General features: G+C 62.7%; 25 protein-coding genes, 1 tRNA gene and 2 pseudogenes. 7 read left to right on the forward strand and 21 right to left on the reverse strand.

Features of this window, described 5'->3' with window-relative positions:
* Positions 1–14: 14 nt before the first annotated feature.
* The 3 genes from LJX93_RS20430 to dapA are packed head-to-tail and all read right to left on the reverse strand — an operon-like array spanning position 15 to position 2,788.
* The gene (locus tag LJX93_RS20430) at positions 15–773 is read right to left on the reverse strand and encodes an MBL fold metallo-hydrolase (protein WP_033699821.1); all 759 of its coding nucleotides are present in this window, start codon (positions 771–773) and stop codon (positions 15–17) included.
* The gene (gene bamC, locus LJX93_RS20435; RefSeq protein ID WP_047583250.1) at positions 774–1,892 is read right to left on the reverse strand and encodes an outer membrane protein assembly factor BamC; all 1,119 of its coding nucleotides are present in this window, start codon (positions 1,890–1,892) and stop codon (positions 774–776) included.
* A 17-nt stretch (positions 1,893–1,909) separates the two neighbouring features.
* The gene (gene dapA / locus LJX93_RS20440; protein WP_033699825.1) at positions 1,910–2,788 is read right to left on the reverse strand and encodes a 4-hydroxy-tetrahydrodipicolinate synthase; all 879 of its coding nucleotides are present in this window, start codon (positions 2,786–2,788) and stop codon (positions 1,910–1,912) included.
* Positions 2,789–3,047: 259 nt separating this feature from the next.
* On the opposite strand from dapA, the gene LJX93_RS20445 reads away from it, so the two are divergent.
* Both LJX93_RS20445 and LJX93_RS20450 read left to right on the forward strand, forming a co-directional pair.
* The gene (locus LJX93_RS20445) at positions 3,048–3,608 is read left to right on the forward strand and encodes a glycine cleavage system protein R (RefSeq protein ID WP_033699827.1); all 561 of its coding nucleotides are present in this window, start codon (positions 3,048–3,050) and stop codon (positions 3,606–3,608) included.
* 10 nt (positions 3,609–3,618) lie between these two features.
* Positions 3,619–4,092: a peroxiredoxin gene (locus LJX93_RS20450; protein ID WP_156311203.1), complete on the forward strand. Its 474-nt coding sequence runs from the start codon at positions 3,619–3,621 to the stop codon at positions 4,090–4,092.
* A 30-nt stretch (positions 4,093–4,122) separates the two neighbouring features.
* Here the strand turns inward: LJX93_RS20450 and LJX93_RS20455 are convergent, their stop codons facing one another.
* Positions 4,123–5,193: an AI-2E family transporter gene (locus LJX93_RS20455; protein WP_033699830.1), complete on the reverse strand. Its 1,071-nt coding sequence runs from the start codon at positions 5,191–5,193 to the stop codon at positions 4,123–4,125.
* 20 nt (positions 5,194–5,213) lie between these two features.
* Positions 5,214–5,453, reverse strand: coding sequence for a sulfurtransferase TusA family protein (locus LJX93_RS20460; protein ID WP_027594652.1), 240 nt, complete (start codon positions 5,451–5,453; stop codon positions 5,214–5,216).
* 120 nt (positions 5,454–5,573) lie between these two features.
* On the opposite strand from LJX93_RS20460, the gene LJX93_RS20465 reads away from it, so the two are divergent.
* Positions 5,574–7,010 carry a M48 family metalloprotease gene (locus tag LJX93_RS20465; RefSeq protein ID WP_033699831.1) on the forward strand — a complete coding sequence of 479 codons (1,437 nt, stop codon included), beginning with the start codon at positions 5,574–5,576 and terminating at the stop codon, positions 7,008–7,010.
* A gap of 127 nt (positions 7,011–7,137) precedes the next feature.
* Here LJX93_RS20465 and nadA read toward each other — a convergent pair whose 3' ends face one another.
* Both nadA and LJX93_RS20475 read right to left on the reverse strand, forming a co-directional pair.
* Entirely contained in the window at positions 7,138–8,196 is a 1,059-nt protein-coding gene (nadA, locus tag LJX93_RS20470; RefSeq protein WP_186658350.1) for a quinolinate synthase NadA, read from the reverse strand.
* Between the two features lie 230 nt (positions 8,197–8,426).
* Positions 8,427–9,935, reverse strand: coding sequence for a YdgA family protein (locus tag LJX93_RS20475; protein ID WP_227696380.1), 1,509 nt, complete (start codon positions 9,933–9,935; stop codon positions 8,427–8,429).
* A gap of 472 nt (positions 9,936–10,407) precedes the next feature.
* Here LJX93_RS20475 and LJX93_RS20480 point away from each other — a divergent pair, with 472 nt between their 5' ends.
* The 4 genes and pseudogenes from LJX93_RS20480 (at position 10,408) to LJX93_RS20490 (ending at position 14,992) form a co-directional block, all read left to right on the forward strand.
* Positions 10,408–11,760 (forward strand): APC family permease, encoded by a 1,353-nt coding sequence (locus LJX93_RS20480; protein WP_033699834.1) that lies wholly within the window; start codon positions 10,408–10,410, stop codon positions 11,758–11,760.
* 285 nt (positions 11,761–12,045) lie between these two features.
* Positions 12,046–12,987 (forward strand): annotated as a pseudogene (locus LJX93_RS27530) (chemotaxis protein); the annotation flags it as partial.
* Positions 12,988–13,380: 393 nt separating this feature from the next.
* Positions 13,381–13,893: pseudogene (locus tag LJX93_RS27535) on the forward strand (methyl-accepting chemotaxis protein); the annotation flags it as partial.
* A gap of 139 nt (positions 13,894–14,032) precedes the next feature.
* Positions 14,033–14,992: a cation diffusion facilitator family transporter gene (locus LJX93_RS20490; protein ID WP_033699836.1), complete on the forward strand. Its 960-nt coding sequence runs from the start codon at positions 14,033–14,035 to the stop codon at positions 14,990–14,992.
* Between the two features lie 117 nt (positions 14,993–15,109).
* Here the strand turns inward: LJX93_RS20490 and LJX93_RS20495 are convergent.
* The 14 genes from LJX93_RS20495 to LJX93_RS20560 form a co-directional block, all read right to left on the reverse strand.
* A tRNA-Lys gene (locus LJX93_RS20495) sits at positions 15,110–15,185 on the reverse strand.
* Between the two features lie 60 nt (positions 15,186–15,245).
* Entirely contained in the window at positions 15,246–15,920 is a 675-nt protein-coding gene (gene queC, locus LJX93_RS20500) for a 7-cyano-7-deazaguanine synthase QueC (protein WP_033699837.1), read from the reverse strand.
* A gap of 17 nt (positions 15,921–15,937) precedes the next feature.
* Positions 15,938–16,585 carry a 7-carboxy-7-deazaguanine synthase QueE gene (queE, locus tag LJX93_RS20505; RefSeq protein ID WP_033700214.1) on the reverse strand — a complete coding sequence of 216 codons (648 nt, stop codon included), beginning with the start codon at positions 16,583–16,585 and terminating at the stop codon, positions 15,938–15,940.
* 159 nt (positions 16,586–16,744) lie between these two features.
* Positions 16,745–17,560, reverse strand: a complete 816-nt coding sequence (gene ybgF / locus LJX93_RS20510; protein WP_033699838.1) for a tol-pal system protein YbgF — start codon at positions 17,558–17,560, stop codon at positions 16,745–16,747.
* 6 nt (positions 17,561–17,566) lie between these two features.
* Positions 17,567–18,064 carry a peptidoglycan-associated lipoprotein Pal gene (gene pal / locus LJX93_RS20515; RefSeq protein ID WP_008090230.1) on the reverse strand — a complete coding sequence of 166 codons (498 nt, stop codon included), beginning with the start codon at positions 18,062–18,064 and terminating at the stop codon, positions 17,567–17,569.
* Positions 18,065–18,118: 54 nt separating this feature from the next.
* Positions 18,119–19,390, reverse strand: a complete 1,272-nt coding sequence (tolB, locus tag LJX93_RS20520) for a Tol-Pal system beta propeller repeat protein TolB (protein WP_033699839.1) — start codon at positions 19,388–19,390, stop codon at positions 18,119–18,121.
* A gap of 26 nt (positions 19,391–19,416) precedes the next feature.
* Positions 19,417–20,535, reverse strand: a complete 1,119-nt coding sequence (tolA, locus tag LJX93_RS20525) for a cell envelope integrity protein TolA (RefSeq protein ID WP_033699841.1) — start codon at positions 20,533–20,535, stop codon at positions 19,417–19,419.
* The gene (gene tolR, locus LJX93_RS20530) at positions 20,535–20,987 is read right to left on the reverse strand and encodes a protein TolR (RefSeq protein WP_012273765.1); all 453 of its coding nucleotides are present in this window, start codon (positions 20,985–20,987) and stop codon (positions 20,535–20,537) included. Before tolR ends, tolA begins: the two co-directional genes overlap by 1 nt.
* A gap of 14 nt (positions 20,988–21,001) precedes the next feature.
* Complete coding sequence (gene tolQ, locus LJX93_RS20535; protein WP_008090219.1) at positions 21,002–21,697, reverse strand: protein TolQ; 696 nt, start codon at positions 21,695–21,697, stop codon at positions 21,002–21,004.
* A gap of 2 nt (positions 21,698–21,699) precedes the next feature.
* Positions 21,700–22,152 carry a tol-pal system-associated acyl-CoA thioesterase gene (gene ybgC / locus LJX93_RS20540; RefSeq protein ID WP_033699843.1) on the reverse strand — a complete coding sequence of 151 codons (453 nt, stop codon included), beginning with the start codon at positions 22,150–22,152 and terminating at the stop codon, positions 21,700–21,702.
* A 125-nt stretch (positions 22,153–22,277) separates the two neighbouring features.
* The gene (ruvB, locus tag LJX93_RS20545) at positions 22,278–23,324 is read right to left on the reverse strand and encodes a Holliday junction branch migration DNA helicase RuvB (protein WP_033699844.1); all 1,047 of its coding nucleotides are present in this window, start codon (positions 23,322–23,324) and stop codon (positions 22,278–22,280) included.
* Positions 23,321–23,938, reverse strand: coding sequence for a Holliday junction branch migration protein RuvA (gene ruvA / locus LJX93_RS20550; RefSeq protein WP_033699845.1), 618 nt, complete (start codon positions 23,936–23,938; stop codon positions 23,321–23,323). The genes ruvB and ruvA overlap by 4 nt, the downstream gene beginning before the upstream one ends.
* Positions 23,939–24,047: 109 nt before the next feature.
* A complete protein-coding gene (gene ruvC, locus LJX93_RS20555) occupies positions 24,048–24,572 on the reverse strand; it encodes a crossover junction endodeoxyribonuclease RuvC (protein WP_033699846.1) in 525 nt (174 codons plus the stop codon).
* A gap of 187 nt (positions 24,573–24,759) precedes the next feature.
* Entirely contained in the window at positions 24,760–25,506 is a 747-nt protein-coding gene (locus LJX93_RS20560) for a YebC/PmpR family DNA-binding transcriptional regulator (protein WP_033699847.1), read from the reverse strand.
* Positions 25,507–25,597 lie beyond the last annotated feature (91 nt).

Consider the following 25,597-nt stretch of genomic DNA (forward strand, 5'->3'; position numbering starts at 1 on the left):
CTTGAGTAGTTGGGCTAGGCGATTTCGCGCCAGTCGAGCCCGTGTTCCTGATTCGCCACCTGAAGCCAGTCTGGGTCGCACCCAAGGGTGTCGACGAAGCACTGGCGGGCCAGTTGTGGCAGGTTGTTCTTGCTGCTGAGGTGGGCCAGCACCAGGTGTTGCAGGTTGCTCCAGCCCAACTCGTCCACCAGGCGCGCGGCCTGGTGATTGTTCAAATGCCCTTGCATGCCACCTACCCGCTGCTTCAGGAACGACGGGTAGTGACCGCGTGCCAGCATGTCGCGGCAGTGATTGGCTTCGATCAACAGGGCATCCAGGCCCTGGTAGCGCTCCAGCAACAAGGCATCGTACGAGCCCAGGTCGGTGAGCATGCCGAAACGCCGCCGGCCGTCGCTGAGCACGTATTGCAACGGCTCGTAGGCGTCGTGCTCGACGCGCGCTGCCGTCACCTCCAGGCCACCGATGCGCAGGCTGTCGCCACAAGCGAGAAAACCGGCCACCTCCACCGGCTTGCGCAGGCCGCGCAACGTCCCTTGGCTGAGGTAGACCGGTACATTGTAGCGCCGCGACAGCAACCCCACCCCATGCACGTGGTCGGCATGTTCGTGGGTAACCAGCACCGCGCTCAGCTGTGCCGCCGAGACCCCGAGCAGCGCCAGGCGCCGCTCGGTCTCACGCAGGGAGAACCCGCAATCGACCAGGATGAACGTGTCACCACTGGCGATCAGCGTGCCGTTTCCCTGGCTGCCGCTTCCGAGTACCGCGAAGCGCACTTAACCCAGGTGGTCCTGAATGGCGCTCAGCACACGGCGGGCGACATCGGCCGGAGCCACGGTGTTGATGTTTTTCTCGACGGTGACCTGCACGCTTTCGCCGACCTTGCTCAGGCGTACCTGGTAGCGCTCGGCTCGGGCTTCACGCTCTTCTTTGGTCGGTGCACTGCCGAACATACGGCTGAAGAAGCCCGGCTCGTTCTGCTTGTCGTCAGGTTTTTCGGACAGGTTGATGTAGTACAGGCCCAGGCTGCGGTTGATGTCTTCGACACGCCACTCGCCACCTTGCTCCAGGGCACGGCCCACGCTGGACCAGGCGCGATCCAGGTCGGCGCCCAGGTACAGTACCGGGTTGCCGCTGCCGTCTTCGCTCAGGCTGACGCGGCTTGGCGCATCGAAATCGCGCGCGGCCAGCAGCGAGACAGACCCGCCCTTCTCGGCGCTGCGGTTCATGCTGGCGAGCATTTCGTCAACCAGCAGGGCATCGGCGCCGGTGTTGCTGGAGGTGGACGGGAAACCAGGCTCGGCGGTGCTGCCAGCCGGGCGCTCGACGCTGACGATGTACACCTCGGAGGTGTTGCGCTGCACGCCGGGCTCCATGCGTACACGCACGCGCACTTCGCTGTCGCCGCTGCTGGCGGTGCTCGCCAGGCGCTGGCCGAGCGAGGCCGAGAGTTCATCGAAACGCTGCCAACTGGTATTGAATTCGCCGGTTTGCGGACGCTCTTCGGCAATGCGGAAGCCATTGTCTTCAAAGAACTGACGGGCTGCAGGCCAGACTTCGGCTGGCGAGCGCTGGGCCAGCACCCAACGGCTGTTGCCGCTGCGTTGCAAGCTGAAGTCGCTGACTTCGGCACCGGCCGTCAGCGGTTGCGGACGCGGTACTTCGAACTCGCCGGTGGCGCTGTCATCGGCAACGTTACGCGGAATAGGCAACAGCGGGTCGAGGCGCTTGACGTTGCTGGCGTCCGGCGGCAGTTGCATCGGCGCGGTCGGGTGCGCCTGCAGGTAATCGCTGCCGCGGTCGCGGAAATAACCCTCGTCGCCCCACAGCCAGCCGCAACCGCTGGTGCTGGAAATGATCAGGGCAAGGGCGGAAAGACCAGCCAGTCGCTTCATGCGGTGTACTTCCTCGATTAAACCAGTACGCCGGACTGGCGCAAGGCAGTACGGACTTTTTCGTGACAGCCTTCGCTCAACCAGGTCAGCGGCAGGCGAATGCCTTTGTGCATCAGGCCCATTTCGACGAGCGCCCATTTCACCGGAATCGGGTTGGCTTCGCAGAACAGGTCTTTGTGCAGCGGCATGAGTGTTTCGTTGATTGCGCGGGCCTTCTCGGCATTGCCCTCAAGGGCGGCCTCGCACAGGTCGGCCATTTCGCGCGGGGCGACGTTGGCCGTCACGGAGATGTTGCCCTTGCCGCCCAGCAGGATCAGCTCGACAGCCGTCGGGTCGTCGCCGGACATGACGATGAAGTCTTTGCTGACGCCATCGAGGATGGCCTTGGCACGGGCCAGGTCGCCGGTGGCTTCCTTGATGCCGATGATGTTCGGCACGGTCGACAGGCGGATCACGGTCTCGGCCTGCATGTCGCAGGAGGTGCGGCCGGGTACGTTGTAGAGGATCTGCGGGATGTCGACGGCTTCGGCGATGTGCTTGAAGTGCTGGTACAAGCCTTCCTGGGTCGGCTTGTTGTAGTACGGCACGACCAGCAGGCAGGCGTCGGCGCCGGCGTTTTTGGCGTTCTGGGTCAGGTGCACGGCTTCCGAGGTGGAGTTGGCGCCAGTGCCCGCGATGACCGGGATGCGGCCAGCGACACGCTTGACCACGAATTCGATGACCTCGATGTGCTCTTCGACGGTCAGGGTGGCCGACTCGCCGGTAGTACCGACGGCGACGATGGCGTGAGTGCCGTTTTCCAGGTGGAAGTCTACAAGTTTGCCGAGGCTGTCCCAGTCAAGACGCCCTTGTGCATCCATGGGAGTGACCAATGCCACCATACTGCCCGCAATCATGTAACTGCTCCTGCCGGAAAAAGAGAGCGGTAATGGTACTGGGGGCATCGGCCTTGCACAAGCGAAGCAGGCGGGCGGAGCATTCCCCTCGGCGGCTTAATTCGCTACCCTTGATCCTTTGATCGGTGCAGCGCGGCCCGCCGGGCCGTCGACCTTGCTCCCCGCCGGCGTCCACGACCTCGCATGCGAGCCCCGGGCACTGCCGACTGGAGGCTTTTGCCTGTCCTGCACCGACCGCTCATCGCTTTAGGAATGCTGCATGTCCACCCCCACCGTCCGCGAACAATTCCTTGTCATCAGTGCCCTGGGCCCAAACCCCATGGAACTGGCCAACGTCCTCAGCCGCGCTGCCGTCGAGAACCGCTGCGCGGTAGTCACCTCGCGCCTGAGCCGCCATGGCGAGACCAGCGCCCTGGTGCTGCAGGTCGGTGGTAGCTGGGACGCCCTGGCGCGTCTTGAAGCCTCCCTGCCTGGCCTGGGCAAAAAGCACGGCCTGACCCTCGATGTGGTGCGCAGCGCCGACCAGGAGGTACGCCCGCAGGCGCTGCCTTACGTGGCTTATGTCAGCGCGGCCTACCGCCCCGACATCATCAACGAGCTGTGCCAGTTCTTCCTCGACCACCGTGTCGAGCTCGAAGCCATGACCTGCGACACCTACCTGGCGCCACAGACCGGCAGCAGCATGCTCAACGCCCAGTTCACCGTGATTTTGCCGGCCGGCACCCAGATCAGCTGGCTGCGTGACCAGTTCCTGGACTTTGCCGATGCCTTGAACCTGGATGCGCTGATCGAGCCTTGGCGCCCACAGAACCCCATGTAAGGAAGCCCCCATGGCCGTAGCACTCGACCAACCCGTTGCCGATTTCCAGGCCCAGGCCACCAGCGGCCAGGCGGTCAGCCTTGCCGAGCTCAAGGGCCGCCAGGTGGTGGTGTACTTCTACCCCAAGGACAGCACCCCGGGCTGCACTACCCAGGGCCAAGGCTTCCGTGATCAGCATGAAGCCTTTGCCGCCGCCAATACCGTGGTGTTCGGCGTATCGCGCGATGGCCTCAAGTCGCATGAGAACTTCAAGGCCAAGCAAGGCTTCCCGTTCGAGCTGATCAGCGACAAGGACGAGGCCCTGTGCCAGCTGTTCGACGTGATCAAGCTGAAGAAGCTGTATGGCAAGGAGTACATGGGCGTGGACCGCAGCACCTTCCTGATCGACAAGGATGGTGTGCTGCGCCAGGAATGGCGTGGGGTGAAGGTGCCCGGGCATGTGGATGCGGTCTTGGCGGCGGCTCAGGCGTTGAACAAGGCTTGAGGTTGCCGGGGCCGCTGTGCGGCCCAACAATCACAACAGCGGCGCCACTGTTGGCTCTTGCCGCGGCCAGGCATCCAGCACTGCCTTGAACAGCGTTGCCAGCGGGATCGCAAAGAAGATCCCCCAGAAGCCCCACAACCCGCCAAACAGCAGCACCGCGCAGATGATCGCCACCGGGTGCAGGCTCACCGCCTCGGAGAACAGCAACGGCACCAGCACGTTGCCATCCAGCGCCTGAATGATCGCGTACACCGTCATCAGGTAGATGAACTGATCGCCCCAGCCCCACTGGAACAGTGCAATCAACGTCACCGGCACGGTCACCACCACGGCGCCCACATAGGGCACCACCACCGACAAGCCCACCAGCAACGCCAGCAAGGCCGCATAGTTCAGCCCCAGGCTGATGAACGCGATATAGGTGGCAACCCCGCAGATCAGAATCTCGATGCCCTTGCCGCGAATGTAGTTGGCGATCTGCCGGTTCATCTCGTTGCCCACGCGGTTGAGCAAGGTGCGCTCACGGGGCAGATAACCCACCACCCAACGCCCGATCACCTCGCGGTCCTTGAGGAAGAAGAACACCAGGATCGGCACCAGCACCAGGTAGATCATCGCGTTGACCAGCAGCGGCAGGCTCGACAACGAAAAGGTCAGTGCCCACTGGCCGAACTTGCCGATTTCACCGCGCACCGACTCGATGGCATGCAATACCTGCTCATCCGACACCAGGTGCGGGTAGCGCTCGGGCAGCAGCAGCAACAGCGACTGCCATTTGCCGAGCATGCCGGGCAGCTCGTTGAACAGGGTGATCAGCTGATGCCAGAGCAACGGCACCAGCACCAGCAGGATGACCGCCAGTGCCCCCATGAACAACGCAAACACCACGGCCACCGCCAGCCGGGTGGGCACCCGCAGGCGCTCCAGGGCGTTGACCAGGCCTTGCAGCAGAAACGCCAGCACCATCCCCGCCAGCACCGGCGCCAACATGCCGCCCAGGGTCAGTACCGCGGTAAACGCCAGAACCAGCAGGACCGCCAGCACCACCGCCTCCTCATCGGAGAAATAGCGCTGCATCCAGTCGCGAAGCACTTTGAACATTGACGATCCTTGGTTGAGACTCAGGCCTTGCGCAGCCAGTAGGTGTAGGTGCCGGCCTCGGCCGTTTCATGCAGCAGCGTATGACCGGCCAGCTTGGCAAAAGTGCGGAAGTCGCGCTGCGAGCCAGCATCGGTAGCAATCACCTTGAGCACCGCGCCACTGGCCAGGCGGTTGAGTTCCATCTTTGCCTTCAGCAGTGGCAGCGGGCAGTTCAGCCCGCTGGCGTCGAGTTCGGCGTCGCAGGTCAGGGTGTCACTCATCGGGGTTCTCCACGTGCGGGGCAGACGTCTTTGGTAACAGGCCCGCTAGGATACCGCCACTGGTCGCCAACGTGTGAGCGGGCTACAGTAGAGGCCTTTGACCCGACGCGAGCTTCGTGCATGAATCTACTGCGCCCTACCCTGTTGACGCTGGCCTGCCTGATGGCCCTTCCCGGCCATGCTGACGACCTGCCATCACTGGGTGATGCCAGCTCTGCGATCGTCTCGCCGCAACAGGAGCACCAGCTCGGCCGCGCCTGGCTGAGCCTATTGCGTGGCCAGGTCAACCAGTTGAACGACCCGCAGCTCAAGGACTACGTCGAAACCAGCGTGTACCGCCTGGCGGAAACCAGCCAGTTGCAGGACCGGCGCCTGGAGTTCATCCTGATCGACAGCCGCGAGCTCAACGCCTTCGCCGCCCCTGGCGGCATCGTCGGGGTCAACGGCGGGCTGTTCCTCAATGCCCAGACCGAGGGCGAATACGCCTCGGTACTGGCTCACGAACTGGCGCACTTGTCGCAGCGCCACTTCGCCCGTGGCGTCGAAGCCCAGCAACGCATGCAACTGCCGATGATGGCCGCCCTGCTGGCAGGCATCGTGCTGGCCGCGGGTGGTGGCGGCGACGCCGGTATCGGCGTGATCGCAGGCACCCAGGCCGCCGCTATTCAGGAGCAGCGGCGCTTCTCGCGGCAAAATGAACAGGAAGCCGACCGCATCGGCATCCAGAACCTGGAAAAAGCCGGTTACGATCCGCGCAACATGCCCAGCATGTTCGAGCGCCTGGCGCGCCAGTACCGCTACGATGCCAAGCCGCCAGAATTTCTGCTGACTCACCCGGTGACCGAGTCGCGGGTTGCCGACACGCGCAACCGCGCCGAGCAGGCGCCCAAGGGCGGCATCGAGGACACCCAGCGCTACCAGTTGATCCGCGCCCGCGTGGCACTCACCTACGAAGGCACCCCGGGCCTTGCCGCCAAGCGCTTCCGCGCCCAGCTTGACGAAGACCCGAAGCTTGACGCCGCGCGCTATGGCCTGGCCTTGGCGCAGATCAAGGGTGGCCAGCTGAACGAGGCCCGCGAGCTGCTCAAGCCGCTGCTGGCCAAGGCCCCCAACGACATTACCTACAACCTGGCGCAGATCGACCTGGACATCACCAACAACCGCCTGGCCGATGCACAGCAGCGCGCCGAACGGATGCAGGGGCTGTACCCAGGCAATTACCCGCTGAAACAGGTGCGCGCCGACCTGCTGGTCAAGCAGAACAAGCCGGCCGAGGCAGAAAAGGTACTTAACGACCTGCTCAAGAGCCGGCCGGATGACCCGGATGTGTGGTACGAGGTTGCCGAAGTGCGGGGGTTGTCGGGCAATACCATCGGCTTGCACCGGGCACGGGCCGAGTACTTCACCTTGGTGGGGGATTTCGACCAGGCCATCCAGCAGCTGGATTACGCCAAACGCCGTGCGGGCAGCAACTTCCCGCTGGCGTCGCAGATCGATCAGCGCCAGCGCGAGATCATGGAGCAGCAGCGGATGGTCAAGGACATGATGGGCCGCTAGGGCACATCTGGACCGCCCTATTCGCGGGGCAAGCCCGCCCCCACAAGTACCCCGCTGCCCTTGAGGTTAGCGGGGTTGTGGGAGCGGGCTTGCCCCGCGAATGGGCCGCAAAGCGGCCCCAGCAATATCAGGCGTTACCCGACAACTTCAAGCGCGCCGCCTGAGTAAAATCGAGCATCCTGTTCAGCGGCTTGATCGCCTTGGGCACCAGCGCCGGGTCAACGAAAATCTCGTTGCTGCCCGTGCGCAGGCAATCCAGCACCCGCTCCAGGGTATTCATCGCCATCCACGGGCAGTGCGCGCAACTGCGGCAGGCTGCACCGTTACCGGCCGTCGGCGCCTCGACAAATTCCTTGTCCGGGCACAGCTGCTGCATCTTGTAGAAGATGCCGCGGTCGGTGGCGACGATGAAGGTCTTGTTCGGCAGGGTCTGGGCGGCCTTGATCAACTGGCTGGTCGAACCTACCGCGTCGGCCAGGTCGATCACCGCTTCGGGCGATTCAGGGTGAACCAGAATGGCTGCGTCCGGGTAAAGCGCCTTCATGTCGGCAAGCTGGCGCGACTTGAATTCTTCGTGAACGATGCACGCGCCGTCCCACAGCAGCATGTCGGCGCCGGTCTGCTTCTGAATGTAGCGCCCCAGGTGCTGGTCCGGGCCCCAGATGATGGTCTCGCCGTTGTCCATCAGGCTTTCGACGATCTCCAGCGCGCAGCTGGAGGTTACCACCCAGTCGGCACGCGCCTTCACGGCCGCCGAGGTATTGGCATAGACCACCACGGTACGTTCCGGGTGTTGGTCGCAGAATGCCGAAAACTCTTCAACCGGGCACCCCAGGTCGAGGGAGCAGGTGGCCTCGAGGGTCGGCATCAGCACGCGTTTTTCGGGGGTAAGAATTTTTGCCGTTTCGCCCATGAAGCGCACACCGGCAACGATCACGGTCTCGGCGGGGTGGTTCTTGCCGAAACGGGCCATTTCCAACGAGTCGGATACGCAACCGCCGGTCTCTTCGGCCAGCGCCTGGATCACCGGATCGCAGTAGTAATGGGCGACCAGCACGGCGTTCTGCGCCTTGAGCTCGGCAGCGATGGCCGCACGGTATTCGGCCTCCTGCTCGGCTGTCAGCGGGTTGGGCTGTTTGGCGTCGAGGTGGGCCTGAACCAACAGGCGTTCGGAAATCTGGGTCATGATCGCTGGACCTGCAGGCGCGTGTGCGCATCAAATCGAGTGTATCACCCGGCCCTGGCAGATCGGCTAGGGGCGCCGGACGGCGCGCAGGCCATCACGGCCCTCTGCGGGCGCGGATTATTATCGGACGCCGAAGGCTACAGACAATCGAGGCAATTCAAAAGGGTTTTATGCAGCCTGTACAGCCCTGTAACCGGGTTGCCGGCGACAGGGCTGTACCGCTCAGCCAATCAACCTTGCGGCTGCAAGGCTGCAAGACGCGAGGACATCAGCATAGCGAACGCTTCCACGGTCATTTTCTGGCCATTGAAGTCGACCATGCCATCGGCGTAGTGCAGGCTGCTCACCACATCATTGCCCTGTACCGTGGCCATGCCGCTTTGCAGCGCCATCATGCCGACCATTTCACCCGCCTGGCTGGACTGCATGGCGATCGCCTGGGCATCGGTCTGCCCTTCCAGCAATGCCTGCAAGGTTGCCAGGTCGCCAATCATCGGCTTGGACAGCGACAGCTTGCTCTTCACCTCGCTGATCAGTTGCTTGCTCAACTGGTCAGGCGGCAAGTCGAAGGAGGTCGGGCTGGCGAAGTCCATGGCCAGGTTGAAGCGGCTTTCGCCATTGGCCGTCTTGAACGAGAAGTTTTCCACGGCCAGCTTGGGCTTGGACGCCAACAGCTGTTGCAGGTCGCCCTGGAACTTGGCCTTCTCAGCCTCGTCCATCTGGATCTGTGGCACCGGCTGGCCGGCTGCGGCCGCTGCCTCGAACTCCGGCACGTGCGCCTGGTACCAGTGCGACAGCGCTTGCAGCGCCGGCGCGTTGAGCGACTTGATGCTCACGGCCAACTGAGCATTACCGACCGCGCGGCCGTCCCAGGTGATGTCCGCCAGCGTGTAAGCCACGCGCCCACCCACGGTGTCCGGGCCGTCGAGGGTTTGCACGGCATTCTGCTCGAAGCCTTTGATCAACAGCACCTGCTGCTTGGGCCCCAAGGTGACCTTGGTTTCAGCCAGCGACAGGTCGACGTTGCCGACATAGATCGCATCATGCTTGGTGGCCGCCAGGTCACCGCCGACCTTCAAGCCTTTCAGCTCGAACGTGGCAGGCGGCTGATCGTCGCGGACCACCTTCATCTCGAAGCGCTCGGCACTGCCCTGGAACTGGGTCGCCTTGCCTTCGCGGTCGCCGCTGACGTGCAGCTGCATGCCCGAGAAGTCGAGGCTGTTGCCATCGGTTTCGGTGACCTTGGCCGGGGCCAGCAATACCGTGCTGTCGACGCTGCCGCCGTAACCCAGGCTGGTCTGCGCGCTGACCGGCGACTGCTCGCCCGCTGCGGCGAACCAGGGGGCGGTGAATGCGTCTTTGACCAGCGTGCTGTTGCTGACAGCCAGCACTGGCATCAGCTTCAGCGCCTTGACCCGCGACCAAGGGAACGGGCCATGCTCGACCTGGTCGGTCATGCCCACCTCGAAATTGACCGCCTCGCCGTCGCCAAGGTTGATGTCCTTGGCGGTGAGCCGGTATTGGGCGGTACTGCTGAAGAAGTGCCGCTCCAGCGAGACCAGTTCGACGGTCATGCTGCCGCCGACGCCTACCAGGGCTTTCTTCAGTTCAGCGTTGCTGCGGTTGACGGAATATTCCAGCTCCGCAGGCAGGCGCTCGCCGGTGTACCAGGCGCCAGCGGTGGTTGCGACGGCAATGGCAAGGGCCAGGCCGGAAAGGATGCCTACTGATTTCTTCATGAATAAAACCGATTGCTGTCCATAAGGGCTTGCACGCGGCCAGGTGCCACGCAGGGCCTGAAGAATATCACTGCAGCCAGAGGCACGTGGCGGCCGAAGCAGAGAAATCCCGCTTTTAGGAAGCGCCTGAAAGGCGCAGGAAGCGCTGCGGGCTTGTTCAATTTTACGGACATCTAAATCGAGCAAAAGCGCACAAAAGCGCGTAAAAACCGAACATAACCTAGTTCAAATCGATAAATATTTCAGTTTTGTAACATCTTGTCATGTTTAACTTGACACCAACCTACCCATCGTTTTTTATTTTAACCACTTGCACCGCGCCCACCTCACAAAGAACAACCGGCGTCTCGCACGCGCCTCCCTCTGCTCCGAACAATAAAGGTGAACAACATGGAGCCCACCCGCTCGCACTTGCCGCATGCGCCACTCACTGTGCCCGCCGTTCACGCCCAGCCGCAGGAGCCATGCCAGCATGCAGCCTGACCAGAGCGCTACCGGCAGCGGCCAATTCCACAAATCCCTGCGCCTCTGGCACGTGGTAATCATCGGCCTGGCCTACCTGACACCGATGACCGTGTTCGACACGTTCGGGATTGTTTCCGGCATCACCGCCGGGCATGTGCCCAGCGCCTACATCCTGGCGTTGGCCGGCATTCTGTTCACCGCCGTGAGCTATGGCACTCTGGTACGACGCTTCCCGCAATCGGGGTCGGCTTACACCTACACCCAGCGCGCCATCAACCCGCACGTTGGCTTCCTGGTGGGCTGGTCATCGCTGCTGGACTACCTGCTCCTGCCCATGGTCAATGCGCTGCTGGCCAAGCTCTACCTGTCGGCCATGTTCCCCGAAGTGCCGGCGTGGGTGTGGGTGGTCGGGTTTGTCAGCCTGATCAGCCTGATCAATATGCGCAGCATCAACCTGGTGGCGCACTTCAACCTGCTGTTCGTGGCGGTGCAGGTGGCAATCATCGGCGTGTTCATCTACCTCTGCGTGCGCGGCCTGCACCATGGCGAAGGGATGGGTACCACCTGGAGCCTGCTGCCCTTCGCCGACAACCAGACCCAGCTCAGCGCCCTGGCCGCTGGCGCGACCATTCTGTGCTTCTCGTTCCTGGGCTTCGACGCAGTCACCTGCCTGTCGGAAGAAACCCGCGATCCGGGCAAGACCATCCCACGGGCGATCTTCCTCACCGCGCTGATCGGCGGGATGGTGTTCATCCTGGTGTCGTACTTCATCCAGGCCTACTTCCCGACCATGGCGCGCTTCCATGACCAGGAAGCTGCCTTGCCGGAAATCGCCCTGTACGTGGGCGGCAAGCTGTTCCAGTCGGTGTTCATCGCCTGCACCGTGATCAATACCATCGCCTCGGGCCTGGCCTCGCAGACCAGCGTCTCACGCTTGCTGTACGTGATGGGCCGCGACAACGTGATCCCGGCCAGCATCTTTGCCCGCCTGCATTCGCGCTACAAGACGCCGGTCATGAACATCGCGGTGGTGGGGCTGATTTCGCTGTCGGCCATCTTCTTCGACCTGGTCACGGCCACGTCAATCATCAACTTCGGCGCCCTGGTGGCCTTCAGCTTCGTCAACCTGTCGGTGATCAACCACTGCTACCTGCGCGAAGGCAATCGCCAGGGGCTGGCCAACAAGCTCAAGTACTTGGTGCTGCCGACCATCGGCTTCTGCATCATCGTTTCGCTGTGGCTGGACTTGAACGCGCACTCGCTGATGTTTGGCGGCATCTGGGCATTGTTCGGCTTGTGCTACCTGGCCTGGCTGACCAAGGCCTTCAGGGTTGCCCCACCGAACTGCATCGCTGAATGACCCACGCTGCCGACAACGCCCGCGCCTGATAGCGGGCGTTGCGCTTGATCGAAAAGGAAAGCCCCTATGCCGCTGCGCCGCCTCTCCATCCAGTGGAAGATCACCCTGCTTGCCGGCTTGTGCCTGCTGGCCATCGTCGCCCTGCTGGTCGCCACCTCGCTGACCCAGGCCCGGCGCAGCGCGGCACTGGTCAACCAGGCCAACACCAAAATGCTCGACCAGAGCGCGCACCTGCGCCTGCAAGCGCACGCCCAGACCCAGGCATTGCGCATCCAGCGCTATTTCATGGACGCTTATCTGTATGGCAATGGCTTGCGCCGCTTGGTGCAGGTATTGAAGGCCCGCGGCGGCAGCGACCTGCGCGGCGACCTGACCCGCGAAGCGCGTGCCAGCCTGGCCGGCAACCCGGATGTGATCGGCCTTTACCTGGTGTTCCAGCCCAATGCTCTGGACCACCAGGACAGCCAGTACATCGGCCAGGATGCCCTGGGCAGCAACGACAGCGGGCGGTTCTCGCTGTACTGGTCGCAACCACGCCCTGGCACCCTCGAAGCAGAAGCCATGCCGGAATCGATGCTGGCCGACACCCGCACCAGCACCAGCGGCAGCCCGCAGAACCGCTGGCTGACCTGCCCGCAAGAGACGGCCCAGACCTGCATGCTCGAACCGTACCTCGACGAGGTCAATGGCCGCCAGGTGCTGATGACCAGCATCGCCCTGCCCCTGCTGGAAAACGGCAAGGTCATCGGCGTGATCGGCCTGGACATTGGCCTGGACAACCTCCAGCAGCTGAGCCTGGACGGCCGTCAGGAGCTGTTCGATGGCCAGGGCCAGGTCAGCATCGTCAGCCCGGCCGGCCTGCTGGCAGGCCACAGCCGCGACAGCTCTCAGCTCGGCAAGGCGCTGAGCACGAGCGTGGCGAGCGGCCTGCTGCGGGTTGCCCACCCCTTCGCGCCGATCCCCGATGCAGCCCCCTGGCAGGTACTGCTTGAAGTGCCACAAAGCGTCCTGCGAGCGCCAGCGGTCGCCCTCAACCAACGGCTGGACGCGAACAACCAGCGCGCCAACCTCACCAGCCTGATGATCGGCCTCGGCGCTGCCGTGCTGGGCCTGCTGCTGGTCTGGCTGACCGCACGCGGGGTAACCCGGCCGATCCTTGCCGTAGCAGCGCGCCTGGAGGACATCGCCAGCGGTGAAGGGGACCTGACCCGCCGTCTGGACTACGCCCGCGAGGACGAACTGGGCCGGCTGACTGGCTGGTTCAACCGCTTCCTCGACAAACTCCAACCCGTAATTGCCCAGGTCAAGGGCTCGCTGCAGGAAGCCCGCGGCACCGCCGACCAGTCCGCTGCCATCGCCAGCCAAACCAGCAACGGCATGCAGCAACAGCACCGGGAAATCGAGCAGGTGGCCACCGCCGCCAACGAAATGAGCGCTACCGCACTGGATGTCGCCCACAATGCCGCCCAGGCAGCTCAGGCGGCTCGTGGCGCCGACCAGGCGAGCCGCGAGGGCCTGCAACTGATCGCCAGTACCCGCCAGGCCATCGACCGCCTGGCCGCCGACATGACCACCGCGATGGACGAAGCACGCGCCTTGGAAAGCCGCAGCGAGCAAATTGGCTCGGTGCTGGATGTGATCCGCGCCATTGCCGAGCAGACCAACCTGCTGGCGCTCAATGCCGCCATCGAAGCCGCCCGGGCTGGCGAAGCCGGACGCGGTTTTGCCGTGGTCGCCGATGAAGTGCGCAGCCTGGCCCAACGCACCCAGGTATCGGTCGAGGAAATCCGCCAGGTCATCGAAGGCTTGCAGCAAGGCACCGAGGATGTGGTGGGCGCCATGCATGAAGGCCAACGCCAGGCCCAAGCCAGCGCAACGCGCATGGAGCAGGCACTGCCGGCCCTGCAGCGAATCGGCGAGGCGGTGGCGGTGATCAGCGACATGAACCTGCAGATCGCCTCGGCAGCGGAAGAGCAAAGTGCGGTGGCCGAGGAAGTGAACCGCAACGTGGCCGGCATCCGCGATGTGACAGAATCGCTGTCTGGCCAGGCCGAGGAGTCGGCGCGGATCAGCCAGGCACTGAACCGGCTGGCCAACCAGCAGCAAGCCTTGATGGAGCAGTTTCGCGTCTAGTCTGTACTGGCCGCTTCGCGGGGCAAGCCCGCCCCCACAGGATTATCACCAGCCTTGAGAGCGGTGCCGCACCTGTGGAGCGGGCTTGCCCCGCGAAGAGGCCGGTACAGGCAACCCACCTTTTGAAAGAGCTTTACCCATGGAAGCAGCACACAAACCCCCATTCTTCGACATCACCAGCGAACAAGGCCTGCTACGCACCTCGATCGCCGTCACCCTGTTCATCGCCACCATCGGCATCGCCTTCGGCCTGGCCTCCGGCTCGTTCTCGATCATCTTCGACGGCGTCTATTCACTGGTCGACGCCAGCATGAGCGGGCTGTCGCTGGTGGTGGTCAAGCTGATCACCTCGCACACCACCACCGCGCACATGTCACGCAAACTGCGCGAGCGCTTCACCATGGGCTTCTGGCACCTGGAGCCGATGGTGCTGGCGCTCAATGGCATCCTACTCAGCGGCGTGGCCATCTATGCGCTGATCAACGCCGTCAGCAGCGTGCTGCAAGGCGGGCGCCACCTGGAATTCGGCATTGCCATGGTCTACGCGGTACTCACCGTGATTGCCTGCGTGACCATCGCGGTGATCGAAGCTCGGGCCAACCGCAAGCTGTGTTCGGACTTCGTGCGCATGGACGTCAAGGGCTGGGTGATGTCGGCCAGCATTACCGCCGCGTTGCTGATCGCCTTCTGCTTTGGTTATGCCGTGCAAGGCACGCAGTGGGAGTGGATGTCACCGTACATCGACCCGGCGGTACTGGCACTGGTCTGCCTGGTGATCATTCCGTTGCCGTTGTCGGTGGTACGCCAGGCATTTTCGGAGATTTTCCTGGTGACACCGGGCGACCTCAAACTGCATGTCGACGAGGTAGCCAAGGCATTCGTCGCGCGCCACGGCCTGCAGTCGTACCGCGCTTATGTGGCCAAGGTGGGGCGCTCGCGGGAGATCGAGCTGTACTTCATCGTGCCGACCGGCATGGGCGCGAAAACCATCGATGAGTGGGATGCACTGCGCAACGAGATCGGTGATGCCGTGGGCGGCGAAGGGCCGGACCGCTGGCTGACCGTGGTGTTTACCGGCGACCCGGAGTGGGCCGAGTAACGGGGCCGCTTTGCAGCCCATCGCCGGCTCGCCGGCGATGGGCCAAGGCAAGCAACACGAGCCAGAAACGACAAAGCCCGCGACCGTTGCCGGTAGCGGGCTTTGACTTACTGCGTATGGTGGGTCGTGTAGGATTCGAACCTACGACCAATTGGTTAAAAGCCAACTGCTCTACCAACTGAGCTAACGACCCGTTGGATGGCGCGTATAATACTGATTTCTAACGGGAAATCAACACCCTACGGCAAAAAAATCAAAAATAACGCGTCGGGTCGCTCACACCGGCAGCTTTGAAGCCATCGGCACGCAGGCGGCAGCTGTCGCACTTGCCGCAGGCACGGCCCTGCTCATCGGCCTGGTAGCAGGACACCGTCAAGCTGTAGTCCACACCGCGGGCGATGCCCTCCTGAACGATCTGTGCCTTGCTCAGGTTCTGCAACGGCGCCTGGATACGGAAGCCCTGCCCTTCGACGCCCGCCTTGGTCGCCAGGTTGGCCATGCGCTCGAAGGCTTCAACGAATTCGGGGCGGCAGTCCGGGTAACCGGAGTAGTCCACGGCATTGACGCCAATGAAGATGTCACGCGCTTCGAGCACTTCCGCCCAACCCAGGGCCAGGGACAGAAACACAGTGTTGCGCGCTGGCACGTAGGTGACTGGAATCCCCTCACCGGGGGTTTCCGGTACATCGATGCTGCTGTCGGTCAGGGCCGAGCCACCGATACCGTCCAGGCTCAGGCCGATGACCTTGTGCTCGACCACCCCGAGGTCGCGAGCCACGCGGGCAGCGGCATCGAGTTCTGCACGATGACGCTGGCCGTAGTCGAAACTCATGGTGTAACAGCTGTAGCCCTCGGCCTTGGCCATGGCAACAACGGTGGCCGAGTCGAGGCCGCCAGACAGCAGGATTACCGCGCGTTTTTCAGTCATGTACTGCTACTCCTCAATCAACGTCCGGGTTCGTCGTTCCACAGCAGCTTGTGCAGCTGCAGCTGGAAGCGTACGGGCAGGTTGTCGGCAATGATCCAGTCGGCCAGGTCACTCGCGCGCACCTGGTGATGGCTAGGCGAGAACAATACCTCGCCGGCACGCTCGGCAAGGTTGTACTGGATCAGCTTGGACACCGCCCAGTCATAGTCCTCGCGCGAGCAGATCACGAACTTGACCTGGTCGTTGCGGGTCAAGTGCTCGATGTTCTCATAGCGATTACGGTGCGACTCCTCGGAGCCTGGCGTCTTCAGGTCGACCACACGGCTGACGCGGGTGTCGGTACCCGAAATATCCAGCGCGCCGCTGGTCTCCAGCGAAACCTCGTAGCCGGCATCGCACAGTTGCTGAAGCAACGGCAAGGCATTGGGCTGGGCCAACGGCTCGCCGCCCGTTACGCAGACGTAACGCGGCTTGAAACCGGCCACCTGTTCCATGATCGAATCGAGTGTGCGCAGGGTGCCGCCGCTGAACGCGTAGGCACTGTCGCAGTACTGACAGCGCAGGGGGCAACCGGTCAGGCGCACGAAAACCGTGGGCAGCCCAGCCGTTCGTGTTTCACCCTGCAAAGAGTAAAAAACTTCGGTGATGCGTAGTGTGTCTTGCATGATCGCCACGGGCGTGACAGCTAAACAGGCTGTCCGCCTCCGTCAGGCACTGTCGCGGACTCGACATGGCGTTATCCGCTGCAGCGTGTTTAAGAAAAAGGGCAGTGATTCTAACGAAAAAACCCGCGACTGGCGCGGGTTTCTTGCGAAGGGTGCTGCTTAGAGCTTTTGCAGGTCACGCTGCGCCAGTTGCGCGGCGGATGTGCCAGGGTACTGGGTAATGACCTGTTGCAGAATGCCTTTGACCTTGTCGGTGTGGCCCATGCGGCGCTCGACGTCGGCCAGCTTGTACAGCGAATCAGGCACCTTGCTGTGCTTGGGGTACTTCTGGCTCACCTGCGCGAACGCCTGGCTGGCGCCTGGCAGGTCACCCTTGGCCAGGTTCACCTCACCCAGCCAATACTGGGCATTGCCGGCGTACTGGCTGTTGGGGTACTTGCGCAGGAAGGCGTTGAACGCCTGGCTGGCCTTGTCGAAGTCCTTCTGCTTGATCAGGTCGAAAGCAGCATCGTAATAGAGCTTCTCTTTCGCCGGATCACCGGGCTCGCCACTGGCGGCCGGTTGTTGCGCAGCGGCGCCAGCGGCACCTGCTGCTGCACCGGCGGCGGCATTGGATGCGCCCCCGGTAGAGGAATTGTCAGGGGTCGCGGCAGGCGCGGCACCACTGTTGATGCGACGGTCCAGGTCCTGGTATCGCTCCAGGTTTTCCTGCTTCATGCGCGACACATCGTTTTGCAGCTCTTCGATGATGCCTTGCTGGCGGGAAAGCTGGTCCTGCATCTGTTGCAGCTGCATGAACAGCTGGCCCTGTGCCGAGGCAGGGGTTGAAGCCCCTGCCCCGGCATAGGCGCCGCTCGTGCCATAACCCGCAGGCGGATAACTGCCTGCGTTGTCATCTACTACAGGGACCTCAGCCCAGGCCGCGAGCGGCAGGCTGAGTGCGAGGACGGTTACTACACGGCGGCACATTCGCATGGGAACTTACTTACGCAGTTCTACGCGACGGTTCTGAGCCCAGGATTGCTCGTCGTTGCCGGTAGCAACAGGACGCTCTTCACCGTAGGAGACCAGTTCCAGCTGAGCAGGGGAAACGCCCTGCAGAACCAGGTAACGCTGAACGGCCTTGGCACGACGCTCACCCAGAGCCATGTTGTACTCGCGGGTGCCGCGCTCGTCGGTGTTGCCTTCCAGAACAACGCGGTTGCCGTTGGACTTCAGGTCCTTGGCGTGAACGTCCAGAGCGCGCATGGCTTCTGGCTTCAGGTCCGAGCTGTCGTATTCGAAGTAGAAGGTGGTGATTGCGCGCAGGGCGGCTTCTTCGCTCAGGGAGCCGTCGACAGCGCCAGTGTTGGCACCGTAGCCAGCGTTCGGGTCAACAGCGCCTTCACCAGCGTTGTCACCGCCTTTCGAGGAGCAACCTACAGCTACAGCCATGGCCAGAGCCAGCGCAGCGAATTTACCAAACTTCAGCATTTCCATCGTGAAACTCCTAATGAAACCCCAGTGTGTTAAGCAAAACGTATTACGCCGCAATCAGTTCAGGTAAGGGGACCAGGACGGTTCTCTGACTTCGCCTTGAGCGGTAGGAAGTGGGAGCCTCACGCGGCCATTAAGCGACACGAGCATCAAGACTCCCCGGCCCTGCTGGCGGGTGGCGTAGATTAGCATGGTGCCGTTTGGCGCAACAGTGGGAGACTCATCAAGACTTGTTTCTGAGAGAATCTTTACACTTCCGCGCTGCAAGTCCTGTGCCGCCACTTTGAAGTTGGTGAAGCCCTGCTGACGGTGGATCATCACCAGCGTCTTTTCGTCCGCCGAAAGTTTCGGGTTGGCGTTGTAGTTACCAACGAAAGTTACGCGCTCGGCGCTACCACCACTAACCGACTGTTTGTAGATCTGCGGCTTGCCGCCACGGTCGGAGGTGAAGTACAGGGTGTTGCCATCCTTGCCCCAGAACGGCTCGGTATTGATACCGGGGCCGGCAGTGACACGGCTGATCTGACGCGAAGCCACGTTCATCACGTAGATATCCGGGTTGCCATCTTTCGACAGCACGAACGCCAGGCGCGAACCGTCAGGCGACCAGGCCGGTGCACCGTTGAGGCCTTCGAAGTTGGTGACCTGCTCACGGCGGCCGGTGTCGATGTGCTGCACGAAGATGCGCGGGCGCTTCTGCTCGAACGACACATAGGCAATACGCTTGCCATCCGGTGCAAAGCGTGGCGACAGGATCGGCTCACGCGATTGCAGCAGGGTCACTGCCCGGGCACCGTCGTAGTCCGAGCGCTGCAGGGTGTAACGGGTGTTGTTGGTGGAGAAACGCTCGGCCGTCACGTACAGCATGCGGGTAGAGAACGCACCCTTGATGCCGGTGAGCTTTTCGAACGACTGGTCGGCGATGTAGTGCGACATGTCGCGCAGTTGGTCGACGCTGCCCGCCACGCTGCCGGTCAGCACTTGCTGCTCGGTGGCGACGTTGAACAGGGCGTACTGCACCTGCAGGCGGCCGCCGGACGGCACGATGCTGCCGACCATCACGTACTGCGCACCCAACGCCTTCCAGTCGCGGAAGATGACTTCGCTGGCCTGGGAAGGCTGGCTGATCATGTTCTGCCGCGGGATCGGCGAGTAGTAGCCGGAGTTGCGCAGGTCGTTGCCAATGATGTCAGCCATGTCTTCGGGCAGCACGCTGCCGCCCTGCAGACCGAACGGCACTACCGCGATGGGCGTGGCCCGGTCGCTGCCGCTGGTGACCAGGATGTTCTTTTCCTCTGCTACGGCCATGCCTGCCACGCAGCACAGCATGACCAGCAGTCCTCGAAGGAGTTTAATCACAACGCTAGATCCTCAGGAGTAAATGTCATCTTGAACGAACGATACCTGTTGAAATCGCTCGGCTTCATACCCTGCATTTCGGTCAGACGACCGATGTTCTTCATCGCTGCCACCGCCGAACTGTCAAACGGGCCGTCGCCACTGGAGCGCAACACGCTGACGTTGGTGATGGTGCCATCTGGCAGCATGTTGATCTGCAGGACTACCGTCATGCCCTTGCGCGCGGAAGGCGGACGTGCCCAGCCCTCGGCTGCGCGCATGCGGATCAGGTCGTCGAAATCGCCGGCCACCTGGTCACCTTGCTCGTCAGCCAGCGCCTGCTGCCGCTCGGTGGTATCGGACAACAGCTCGGCCAGGGCCTGGGCTTTCTTGTCTTCTGCCGACTTGCGGGCCGCTTCCTGTGCCTTTTTCTTCTGGGCGTCTGCCGCGGCCTTTTTCTTGGCCTCTTCAGCTGCCTTCTTCTTCGCGTCCTCGGCCGCCGCTTTCTTCTTGGCGTCCTCGGCTGCTTTCTTCTTGGCCTCTTCGGCTGCCTTTTTCTTGGCATCCTCGGTGGCTTGTTTTTTCGCTTCCTCGGCGGCCTCTTTCTTGGCGTCCTCGGCGGCTTTCTTCTTGGCCTCTTCCTCAGCCTTCTTCTTGGCGATGTCGGCCTGCTGTTTCTCGGCGGCTTTCTTCGCCTCATCGGCCTTCTTGGCTTCGGCGGCTTTCTTGGCCTCGGTGGCCTCTTTCGCCTCGGCGGCCTTGGCGGCGTCCTCGGCCTTCTTGGCTTCGGCGGCCTCGCGAGCCTCCTCGGCCTTTTGAGCGGCGTCGGCTTTCTTTTGTTCCGCGGCCTTCACGGCCTCTTGCTCGACCTTCTTCTGCTCCAGCTGCTCGACTTCGGTCTGGCGCGAGGCGGTTTTCTTCGCTTCCCCGGCAATCTTCTGATTGGTCTGGGTAGTCGCCTGGCTCTTGGACTTGAGCTGATACAGAGTAGCCTGGACGATCGGCTTGGAAGGCGGCAGTTCAGGCGTCATGGCAAAACTGACGAACAGCATAGCGAACACCAGCACATGCAGGCCGATGGCCCAGACACTGGGCCAGAAGTAGCTTTCCGAGGCGGATGGCTCTCGCTGTTGCATCAGGGCGCCTCGGTAATCAGGCCAACGTTACCGACACCGGCCTTCTGCAACCCGCCCATGGCACCCATGACCGCGCCGTAGTCGACAGCCTTGTCGCCACGAATGAAGACCTGGGTCTGCTTGCCCTGGTCACGACCGGCAGCAATGATCTTGGTCACTGCGTTGGTCATGTCGGGCAAGGTCATGGCCTTGTCCATCTGTTTATCGGTATCGACTTCGCTGCCGAGGTTCCAGTAGTAGGTCTTGTCGGCCTTGATGGAGATGGTGAGAATCTGGACGTTGTTGTCTTGCGGCAAGGCTTCACTGGAAACCTTGGGCAGGTCGACCTTCACGCCCTGGTTGAGCATGGGGGCCGTCACCATGAAGATGACCAGCAGCACCAGCATCACGTCGATGTAGGGCACCACGTTCATCTCGGCGACCGGCTTGCGTTTGTGGCGAACTCGGGCCATGGGCTTCTACCTGATTACTCTTCGCTGGTGTGCACTTTGCGGTGCAGGATCGCCTGGAACTCGTCGGCGAAGGTGTAGTAACGGCCGATCAGCACTTCGCTGCGTGCGGCGAAACGGTTGTAGGCGATAACCGCAGGGATTGCCGCGAACAGGCCGATTGCGGTGGCGATCAGGGCTTCGGCGATACCTGGGGCAACCGTGGCCAAAGTGGCCTGCTGGGCGCTGGCCAGGCCGCGGAAGGAGTTCATGATGCCCCACACGGTACCGAACAAGCCGATGTACGGGCTGGTCGAACCGACAGTGGCGAGGAACGGCAGGCTCTGCTCGAGCTTTTCTTCCTCACGCGAGATGGCCACGCGCATGGCCCGGCCAACGCCTTCCATGACCGCGTCCGGGTCTACGCCAGGCTGCTGGCGCAGGCGCGAAAACTCCTTGAAACCTGCGCGGAAGACTTGCTCCACGCCCGAGTCCGGGTCCGGGTTACTGCCTGCCTGACGGTACAGCTTGGACAGGTCGATACCCGACCAGAAGCGCTCCTCGAAGGCATCCAGCGCACGACGACCGGCGCGCAGCATGGTGCTGCGCTGAAAGATCATGATCCATGAGGTGACCGAGGCGGCCACCAGGATCAGCATTACCAGCTGTACCACCACGCTGGCATTGCTGACCAGACTCCACATGGAGGTATGGTCGACGACGTTAGCTTCCACGCTTATTCTCCTGCATTCGATTGAGTACCCGAGCCGTCCGCCATAAAGGCGTCGCGCAGCTTGGGGGGTATGGCTCGGGGTTTGAAAGTGTCGGCGCGCACGGCGGCCACCAGGAACTGCCCCTCGCAGAGCAGCGTTTCATCCTTTTCCCGCCAGACCTGCTGCACGAAGCGCAGGCTGGCACGATTGAGTTCAAGTACTTGCGCGGTGACCCGTAGCTCATCGTCCAGCCGCGCCGGCGCGTGATAGCGCGCCTCGCTGGAATGGACCACGAACAACAGGTTTTCACCGGCCAGCTGCGACTGGGAAAAGCCCAGGTGCCGCAACCGCTCGGTACGCGCGCGCTCCATGAATTTCAGGTAGTTGACGTAATACACCACGCCGCCCGCATCGGTGTCTTCGTAATAGACGCGACAACGGTGGGCGAACGGTTCGAGCTGATTTTGCGCGCGCATACTCTAGTGCTTACTCCTCAGCTTGCCAATCCGCTGCGGCAACTGTTTTTTCTTCATTAATGTCTTATTGCCAGCGCGCCTGTGGCATGCCAGCGGTAGGACCACAAAAAGCCGGTTTTGATCTGTCATTCATCGCCTGGCTCGGAAAAATCACTACCCTCCCCCAGGCGCCCGGGAACATTCAGGCCAAAGTGCAGGTAGGCATGCCGGGTGACCACACGGCCGCGCGGCGTGCGCATGATGTAACCCTGCTGGATCAGGTAGGGCTCGAGCACGTCCTCGATGGTGTGACGCTCTTCGCTGATGGCTGCCGCAAGGTTGTCTACCCCCACCGGGCCACCGTCGAATTTCTCGATCATGGTCAACAGCAGGCGGCGGTCGGAGTGGTCGAAACCACGCTCGTCGACGTCAAGCAGGTTCAGCGCAAGGTCTGCCACGGCCTTGGTGATCTGGCCCTTGCCGCGCACCTCGGCGTAGTCGCGCACACGGCGCAGCAAGCGGTTGGCGATACGTGGCGTGCCACGGGCACGCCGGGCGATCTCGAAGGCGCCCTGGTCTTCGATGACCAGGCCCAGGATACCGGCGGAACGGCTGACAATGGTCGCCAGGTCCTTGTCGCTGTAGAACTCCAGGCGCTGAACAATGCCGAAACGGTCCCGCAAGGGGTTGGTCAGCATGCCGGCACGGGTGGTGGCCCCCACCAGGGTGAAGGGCGGCAGGTCGAGCTTGATCGAACGTGCGGCGGGCCCCTCGCCGATCATGATGTCGAGCTGGAAGTCTTCCATTGCCGGGTAGAGCACCTCTTCGACGACCGGTGAAAGCCGGTGAATTTCGTCGATGAACAGCACGTCATGGGGCTCAAGGTTGGTCAGCATCGCCGCCAGGTCGCCCGGGCGCTCGAGAATTGGCCCCGAGGTACTCTTGACCGACACGCCCATTTCCTGGGCGATGATGTTGGCCAGGGTGGTCTTGCCCAGCCCTGGCGGGCCGAAGATCAAGGTATGGTCAAGCGACTCGCTGCGGCCACGCGCGGCCTGGATGAACAGCGCCATCTGCTCGCGCACCACGGGCTGCCCGATGTAGTCATCCAGGCGCAAGGGGCGGATCGCGCGGTCCTGGACCTCTTCGCGGTCACGCCCACTGGCGGCGATCAGACGGTCGGCTTCGATCACTTGGTAATCATCCCTTTGAGGCTGCGGCGGATCAGCTCTTCACTGCTCAGGCCGGCCTTGTCCTTGATGGCGGACACTGCCTTGCTGGCTTCCTGGGGTTTGTAGCCCAGGGAAACCAATGCACTGACCGCATCGGCCTCGGCCGAGGAGTCGCCGCTGGCCGGTACCGGCCCGTCGGACACCAGGGTGAACATGGCCGGCGAGGTCTCCCAGGCCTTGAAGCGGTCCTTGAGTTCGACCAGCAGGCGTTCGGCGGTCTTCTTGCCAACACCCGGCACGCGCACCAGGGCCGAGGTGTCCTGGGCCTGCACGCAGCGCACCAACTCGTCGGCTTCCAGGCCCGACATCAATGCCAGCGCCAGCTTCGGCCCGACGCCATTGAGGCGAATGAGTTCGCGGAACAGTTCGCGCTCGCGCTTTTCGTGGAAGCCATAGAGCAAGTGGGCGTCTTCACGTACCACCAGGTGGGTGTGCACGGTCACCGTTTCGCCAACCTTGGGCAGGCGATACAGGGTGGTCATGGGCACTTCCAGCTCGTAGCCCACGCCATTGACGTCGATAATCAGGTGCGGCGGTTGTTTTTCCGCCAGGGTGCCGCGCAAACGTCCAATCACGTTCCGATCCTTCCTCTCGGGGAGCCGGTCAAAGACCGCTCAACCCTATCAGCAAATGCGCCGGGTGAGCTTGCCACCCGAACAAAATGTGTATCAGCGCATGAAGCGCTTACAGACGCAAGCGCCCACCGCGTCGGCGTGCCGTGGCCAAGCCATGTGGCACCAGGCTGGAGCGGGTATGGGCATGGCACAGGGCGATGGCGAGGGCGTCGGAGGCGTCGATCTGCGGCTTTTGCGTCAGCTTGAGCAGGTGCATGACCATCATCATCACTTGCTCCTTGTTGGCACCGCCCGTGCCCGCGACGGCCTGCTTGACCTGGGTGGCGCTGTATTCGGCGATTTCCAGCCCCGCCTCGGCCGCCGCCACGATCGCCGCACCGCGGGCCTGGCCGAGCTTGAGCGCCGAGTCGGGGTTGCGGGCCATGAACACCCGTTCGATGCCCATGGTTACCGGTTCGTGCAGCCTGATGACCTCGCCGACACCGCGAAAGACGATCTGCAGACGTTCATGCAACTCGCCACTGCCCGTGCGGATACAACCCGACGCCACATACTCGCAACCACGGGCCGTTTGGCGAACCACGCCGTAACCGGTGATCCGCGAGCCGGGGTCGATACCAAGAATCAGAGTCATAACGCCTGTCGTATTTAGGGATGCATTTTTGCAAACTGCACCGGCCCTTTCGCGGGGCAAGCCCGCCCCCACAGGTACCCCGCTGGCCTTAAGGATGGCAGGGACCTGTGGGAGCGGGCTCGCCCCGCGAAAGGGCCGGTACAGACGCTGAAAAACTCACATGCCGGGCTTGATCCGCCAGCACACCTTAGCCGAGTTTTTCCATGATCTCGTCAGAAATCTGCGCATTGGAATAGACGTTCTGCACGTCGTCCAGGTCCTCGAGCATGTCGATCAGCTTGAGCACCTTTTCTGCGCCTTCCAGGTCGAGATCGGCGCTGGTGGTCGGCTGCATGACGATTTCGGCGTCATTGGCATTGAAGCCGGCCTCTTCCAGGGCATTACGCACAGCGTAGAAGCTGTTGAAGGACGTGAAGACGTCGAACGAGCCATCGTCATTGCTCACCACGTCGTCGGCATCGGCCTCCATCGCGGCTTCCATCAAGGCGTCTTCATCCACCCCCGGCGCGAAGCTGATCTGGCCCTTGCGCTCGAACAGGTAGGCCACCGAGCCATCGGTACCGAGGTTGCCACCACACTTGGTGAAGGCATGACGCACGGCCGCGGCAGTACGGTTGCGGTTGTCGGTCATGGCCTCGACCATGATCGCCACGCCACCTGGGCCGTAACCCTCGTAGCTGAGCTCTTCGACGTTGTCGCTTTCGTTGGTGCCAGCACCACGGGCAACAGCGCGGTCGATGATATCGCGGCTCATGTTGGCGCCAAGGGCCTTGTCCAGCGCCAGACGCAGGCGCGGGTTGGACGCCGGGTCACCGCCGCCCTGCTTGGCTGCAACGGTCAGCTCACGGATCCACTTGGTAAAGACCTTGCCTCTCTTGGCATCCTGGCGCTCTTTGCGGTGCTTGATGTTCGCCCACTTGGAATGACCAGCCATAACGACTCCAAATTCTTTGAAACACAAACAATTGCGCCCCTGACGGGGCGCAACGACAAAAAAACCTGCGCCGTAACGCAAAGGCGCATCC

The sequence above is a fragment of the Pseudomonas sp. HN2-3 genome (genome assembly GCF_020691745.1).
Lineage (GTDB): Bacteria > Pseudomonadota > Gammaproteobacteria > Pseudomonadales > Pseudomonadaceae > Aquipseudomonas > Aquipseudomonas capeferrum.

Coding starts and splice junctions, on each gene's coding strand:
- bamC (WP_047583250.1), bottom strand. CDS start 1,892: ATGAAGCGACTGGCTGGTCTTTCCGCCCTTGCCCTGATCATTTCCAGC.
- LJX93_RS20465 (WP_033699831.1), top strand. CDS start 5,574: ATGAATCTACTGCGCCCTACCCTGTTGACGCTGGCCTGCCTGATGGCC.
- LJX93_RS20480 (WP_033699834.1), top strand. CDS start 10,408: ATGCAGCCTGACCAGAGCGCTACCGGCAGCGGCCAATTCCACAAATCC.
- LJX93_RS20460 (WP_027594652.1), bottom strand. CDS start 5,453: ATGAGTGACACCCTGACCTGCGACGCCGAACTCGACGCCAGCGGGCTG.
- dapA (WP_033699825.1), bottom strand. CDS start 2,788: ATGATTGCGGGCAGTATGGTGGCATTGGTCACTCCCATGGATGCACAA.
- tolR (WP_012273765.1), bottom strand. CDS start 20,987: ATGGCCCGAGTTCGCCACAAACGCAAGCCGGTCGCCGAGATGAACGTG.
- queC (WP_033699837.1), bottom strand. CDS start 15,920: ATGACTGAAAAACGCGCGGTAATCCTGCTGTCTGGCGGCCTCGACTCG.
- LJX93_RS20490 (WP_033699836.1), top strand. CDS start 14,033: ATGGAAGCAGCACACAAACCCCCATTCTTCGACATCACCAGCGAACAA.
- LJX93_RS20450 (WP_156311203.1), top strand. CDS start 3,619: ATGGCCGTAGCACTCGACCAACCCGTTGCCGATTTCCAGGCCCAGGCC.
- LJX93_RS20445 (WP_033699827.1), top strand. CDS start 3,048: ATGTCCACCCCCACCGTCCGCGAACAATTCCTTGTCATCAGTGCCCTG.
- ybgC (WP_033699843.1), bottom strand. CDS start 22,152: ATGCGCGCGCAAAATCAGCTCGAACCGTTCGCCCACCGTTGTCGCGTC.
- ruvC (WP_033699846.1), bottom strand. CDS start 24,572: ATGACTCTGATTCTTGGTATCGACCCCGGCTCGCGGATCACCGGTTAC.
- LJX93_RS20560 (WP_033699847.1), bottom strand. CDS start 25,506: ATGGCTGGTCATTCCAAGTGGGCGAACATCAAGCACCGCAAAGAGCGC.
- queE (WP_033700214.1), bottom strand. CDS start 16,585: ATGCAAGACACACTACGCATCACCGAAGTTTTTTACTCTTTGCAGGGT.
- tolA (WP_033699841.1), bottom strand. CDS start 20,535: ATGCAACAGCGAGAGCCATCCGCCTCGGAAAGCTACTTCTGGCCCAGT.
- LJX93_RS20455 (WP_033699830.1), bottom strand. CDS start 5,193: ATGTTCAAAGTGCTTCGCGACTGGATGCAGCGCTATTTCTCCGATGAG.
- nadA (WP_186658350.1), bottom strand. CDS start 8,196: ATGACCCAGATTTCCGAACGCCTGTTGGTTCAGGCCCACCTCGACGCC.
- pal (WP_008090230.1), bottom strand. CDS start 18,064: ATGGAAATGCTGAAGTTTGGTAAATTCGCTGCGCTGGCTCTGGCCATG.
- ybgF (WP_033699838.1), bottom strand. CDS start 17,560: ATGCGAATGTGCCGCCGTGTAGTAACCGTCCTCGCACTCAGCCTGCCG.
- LJX93_RS20475 (WP_227696380.1), bottom strand. CDS start 9,935: ATGAAGAAATCAGTAGGCATCCTTTCCGGCCTGGCCCTTGCCATTGCC.
- tolB (WP_033699839.1), bottom strand. CDS start 19,390: ATGCTGTGCTGCGTGGCAGGCATGGCCGTAGCAGAGGAAAAGAACATC.